This window comes from Paenibacillus sp. 01T422 (genome assembly GCF_056398785.1).
The window spans coordinates 1-2,601 of the sequence record NZ_JBFTQB010000902.1 but is presented as its reverse complement, the minus strand read 5'-3'; the positions used below and the strand labels follow the sequence as shown (position 1 = coordinate 2,601).

Here is a 2,601-nt window from a genome sequence, read left to right as displayed (position 1 = left end):
ACAGGGTTCAGCACTTCTTTGACGAGCTGAAGGCGCTCCTCCTCATGAATATTGTCCAGCAGTCCAAGGATCTGTCCTGTATTGTTGGTCTGTTCGCTAAAATGCTTTTGCATGAGGTCAAAAGCGTTATTGACTATCGTCGAAGCATATACAACCGTTGGGACGCCAATAGCAACTACAGGTATGCCAAGGTTTTCTTTTGTTAGCCCTTTGCGCTTATTCCCGATGCCAGAACCCGGATGAATGCCCGTATCTGCAATTTGGATGGTCGTATTCACCCGATCGAGCGATCTGGATGCCAAAGCATCAATCGCGATGATGAAATCAGGCTTGGATTTTTCAACAATACCGAGCACGATGTCACTGCTTTCAATCCCCGTTGTCCCAAGCACCCCAGGAGCTACCGCGCTGACGGGGCGATATCCAGGACTTACATCCTCAGGCATCAGCTCAAAGTAGTGACGGGTGACCATGATGTTTTCAACAACAAGTGGACCGAGCGCATCGGGAGTAACATTGGAGTTGCCGAGCCCGATAACGAGCGCTTTGGCATTCTGAGGAATCCCAATATCCCGTAAGAACTGCTCGAATTCCTGAGCCAGCTTCGTCGCTACACGGTCCTGCAATTGGCTATCTTTTTCGCGCAGTGCAGGAACTTCTATCGTTATATAATGTCCAAGGAGTTTGCCAAGGGCTTTGGAACCTTCTTCATTTTTCACATTGATTTTGGTAACACGTATCCCATTTTCACGAGTCGACTCCTGTTCAATACCAGGTATCGGCTGCCCTTGATTCGCTGCATGAGCCATATCCCTTGCATCTAGCGCAAGATCCGTATGGGTTGTAAAAGAGCTTAAGTCCATAGAATTTCCCCTTTCTGAGGTTCCTTGCATCTCTTAGTGTGTGACGAATTTGAGGCCGTTATGCAAATGTAAAAACCACTGAAAACCTATTGACAGGTCTTGCATTTTCAATAGTTGCATGGTAGAATACTTAAAGTTGTCAGCAAACATACAAATGTAACGTTGAACCGTGTTTTGTAAGTAGGAGGTGAATTTCATGCCAAACATTAAATCCGCTATTAAACGAGTAAAAGTTAGCGAAAAGCGCCGTCTTCGTAACGCTTCCCAAAAGTCCGCTCTGCGTACTGCTGTGAAAGCTTTCGAAACAGCTGTAAGCCCAGAAGGTCTAATTAATGCTTCCAAAAAGTTAGACAAAGCAGCTTCTAAAGGTTTAATCCATAAAAATGCCGCTAACCGCAAGAAGTCCCGTCTGGCTAAAAAGCTGAACGCTCTTACGGCTCAAGCGTAATACAGGACATAAAAACAAAAGTTCAGTTCTCTTCGGAGAGTTGGGCTTTTTTCCTTTTATGAAAAAAACCTTCCTAGGCTGCAAGCCTAAGAAGGAACATTTCTAAACCTAGCACTTTATCAATTTTCCCTGTCTTCATCTGGAAATCAAGATCAGCAAGCTGGGACATGATATTGCTCAGTTTCTCAATATTATATTTACGTGACTGACCTTCAGCCACCTTCACCGCGAAAGGATGCAGGCCAATCTGAGACGCCATTTGCTGCTGGGAATATCCTTGCTTGCTAAGCTCTTTGACCTGCAGCATGATGCGGAATTGCCTCGCAATAAGGGCAGCTATCTTAATCGGCTCTTCGCGCTGTTTCAGCAGCTCCTCCAAGATGACGAAGGCACGCTCCAATCTCACATTCACAATGTCTTCAATCAGAATAAAAACGTTCTGTTCTGTGCTTCGAGCGACGAGCTGATCAATAACATCCGTTGTAGCCTCGCTCCCTGCCCCTACATATAACGAGATCTTCTCGATCTCTGCAGATAACGACTGCAAATTGCCGCCTGTATATAGAATCAACTGATCCGTGGCTTCCCCGGTAAATGAGAACCCCCTCTGTCGAGCTCTAGCAGCCACCCAATGCTGCAACTCCTCTGGACTTAGCGATAGGAAGGGAACTGCGGCCTCCATGTCTTTGAGCGCTTTAACGATCTTTTTGCGCTCGTCTAATTTATCCGCGTCTACAGTAAACACAACGACAGTGTGCTCGGCGGGTGATTTTAAATAGTCGGTTAAACGGTCCAAATGATGCTCAATCTTCGTACTTTCCTTGGCTCCTGTAAAAAATAATGCGTTTTTGGCGATGACCAGTTTCTTAGGCACCATGAAAGGAAGCGTCTCCGCATCTTCAAGTACGGATGAAAGTGAGATCTCACTTAAATCGAATTTGCTCACGGCAAACTCCTTATGCTCCGGCTCAATGAGTGAATCTGTTAACACCTGAATAAACTCTCTCATTTTATATTTCTCAGGACCGTAGCACAAATATACAGGTGCTTGCCGCCCTGCTTGTATATCTTTCAATGCTCTCTTTGCATCCATAGCTGGCGTTCACTCCTCGCCTCCATTTTACCAACAACAAAGGGATTACGTCAAAGTCCTTCGACCTTGAAATAATCCCTTTGTCTGTCTATTTAAACACCGGTTCAAGGCTCTAGAAACCTTAAACCGTGTGGGCGAACCCCATAGCATACTCCTGCTTCCTTACTATAACATACGCAGGAGCCCCTCTAATGGTG

Annotated in this window: 3 protein-coding genes; 1 reads left to right on the top strand and 2 read right to left on the bottom strand. The window is 45.7% G+C overall.

Going from position 1 to position 2,601, the window contains the following annotated elements; translation table 11 throughout:
* Positions 1 to 863: GPR endopeptidase (gene gpr / locus AC1DUA_RS33185; protein WP_477503792.1), on the bottom strand; the 863-nt coding region annotated here is incomplete at its 3' end.
* A gap of 196 nt (positions 864 to 1,059) precedes the next feature.
* On the opposite strand from gpr, the gene rpsT reads away from it, so the two are divergent.
* The gene (gene rpsT, locus AC1DUA_RS33180; RefSeq protein WP_477503791.1) at positions 1,060 to 1,311 is read left to right on the top strand and encodes a 30S ribosomal protein S20; all 252 of its coding nucleotides are present in this window, start codon (positions 1,060 to 1,062) and stop codon (positions 1,309 to 1,311) included.
* 73 nt (positions 1,312 to 1,384) lie between these two features.
* Here rpsT and holA read toward each other — a convergent pair whose 3' ends face one another.
* Positions 1,385 to 2,404, bottom strand: coding sequence for a DNA polymerase III subunit delta (gene holA / locus AC1DUA_RS33175; RefSeq protein ID WP_477503790.1), 1,020 nt, complete (start codon positions 2,402 to 2,404; stop codon positions 1,385 to 1,387).
* Between the last annotated feature and the right edge of the window lie 197 nt (positions 2,405 to 2,601).

Bases quoted from the DNA above. Each gene is read 5' to 3' on its own strand.
- rpsT (WP_477503791.1), top strand. From the start codon at position 1,060: ATGCCAAACATTAAATCCGCTATTAAACGAGTAAAAGTTAGCGAAAAG.
- holA (WP_477503790.1), bottom strand. From the start codon at position 2,404: ATGGATGCAAAGAGAGCATTGAAAGATATACAAGCAGGGCGGCAAGCA.